The 1,466-nt window shown below is 46.0% G+C and carries 3 protein-coding genes; 1 reads left to right on the top strand and 2 read right to left on the bottom strand.

What is annotated here, in order from left to right:
- Together KDK14_RS09610 and KDK14_RS09605 are read right to left on the bottom strand one after the other, a co-directional pair.
- On the bottom strand, positions 1 to 352 hold a 352-nt coding region (locus KDK14_RS09610), incomplete at its 3' end, for a hypothetical protein (RefSeq protein ID WP_257264882.1).
- A 145-nt stretch (positions 353 to 497) separates the two neighbouring features.
- The gene (locus tag KDK14_RS09605; protein ID WP_257264881.1) at positions 498 to 695 is read right to left on the bottom strand and encodes a hypothetical protein; all 198 of its coding nucleotides are present in this window, start codon (positions 693 to 695) and stop codon (positions 498 to 500) included.
- Between KDK14_RS09605 and KDK14_RS09600 the strand changes: the two genes are divergently transcribed.
- The gene (locus KDK14_RS09600) at positions 676 to 1,278 is read left to right on the top strand and encodes a peroxiredoxin (protein ID WP_257264880.1); all 603 of its coding nucleotides are present in this window, start codon (positions 676 to 678) and stop codon (positions 1,276 to 1,278) included. The genes KDK14_RS09605 and KDK14_RS09600 overlap by 20 nt on opposite strands.
- Positions 1,279 to 1,466: the final 188 nt, after the last annotated feature.

Below are 1,466 nucleotides of genomic sequence, written 5' to 3'. Positions count from 1 at the left end.
CCCGGCATTCCGGTGGCCCGGCATTCCGGTGGCCCGGCATTCCGGTGGCCCGGCACCCCGGCTGGTCGTTATCCTTACCAGCACCAGAAGTACTGGGCTTGACGCTATTTTTGATCAGATTCGGCTGTTTGAAAGCTTTTATGACCTTCTCAGTTGTTTTGGGAGTCGGAGAGAATGCTGAGTTATTTCCAGGGAGAATGCACTTTGATGGAGGGTGTTTGGTAACCTTCAGGCCTGTGCTGTTTTGATTGGTCTCAGGCTTTATGGGGCTGGGCTTCAGGACCTCTTGATCATCAGGGACTTTATTCCAGAATTTCACCGGACTTGAAGATGGGGTATTAAAGTACTGCATAATCAAGCTCCGAGTTAAATTATTTGAATATCTACTTTGGTATTTTAATTGCTAATTGATTTATTACTCAGGAGGAAAAGTAGTTATTTAATTCTACTATGATATGCGAAAACCGTGGTCCTGTGTGTCATTACATTCGCGGTTTTCAGGATGTGTTATTCAATGAGAAATTACTAATTAATTGTAATGTTCTATTTAAATGCACAACTTTTTTAATCACAGCTTTGCAAACCATAGCTTTGCAAACCATAGCTTTGCAAACCATAGCTTTGTAAACCATAGCTTTGTAAACCATAGCTTTGTAAACCATAGGAGAAATATTTATGGGTGTTTTAGTAGGCAAGAAGGCTCCTGACTTCACAGTACCCGCAGTACTGGGTGACGGCTCTATTGTTGATGCTTTTACCCTGTCCGAAGCCATTCGTGGCAAGTACGGTCTGCTGTTTTTTTACCCGCTGGATTTCACTTTCGTTTGTCCTTCTGAACTGATTGCACTGGATCACCGTGTGGGTGCTTTTGAGGAGCGTGGTGTTGAGGTTATCGGTGTTTCCATTGACTCTCACTTTACCCACAACGCCTGGCGTAACACGCCAGTTGATCAGGGTGGTATCGGTCCGGTGAAATATACTTTGGCCGCTGATATGACCCACGATATTTGTAAATCTTATGATGTCCAGTCTGAAGGTGGTGTAGCCTTCCGTGGAGCCTTTTTGATTGACAAGGAAGGCCTGGTTCGCTCCCAGATCGTCAATGACCTGCCGCTGGGCCGTAATATGGATGAACTGATTCGTCTGGTCGACGCCTTGCAGTTCCATGAAAAGCACGGTGAGGTCTGCCCGGCTGGCTGGAAAAAGGGCGATAAGGGCATGACAGCTTCTCCAAAAGGCGTGGCCCAATACCTGTCAGAAAGTGCTGATGACCTGTAAGGCCGAATAGCGGGTAAAATGCCATAAATACCGTGGCTTGAATTTTTTTGCAGTGGAATACTTGACTCACGGTAAAATAACCTTATTATTCGCTGCCGTTGGTTGGAGACGCGATGTCACCGCCAGGCACTGTTCCCCGATAGCTCAGTTGGTAGAGCAAATGACTGTTAATCATTGGGTCGCTGGTT

Source organism: Endozoicomonas sp. ONNA2 (assembly GCF_024606365.1).
Lineage (GTDB): Bacteria > Pseudomonadota > Gammaproteobacteria > Pseudomonadales > Endozoicomonadaceae > Endozoicomonas.
This window is presented reverse-complemented; position numbering and strand designations above follow the sequence as displayed.

Bases quoted from the DNA above. Each gene is read 5' to 3' on its own strand.
- KDK14_RS09600 (WP_257264880.1), top strand. From the start codon at position 676: ATGGGTGTTTTAGTAGGCAAGAAGGCTCCTGACTTCACAGTACCCGCA.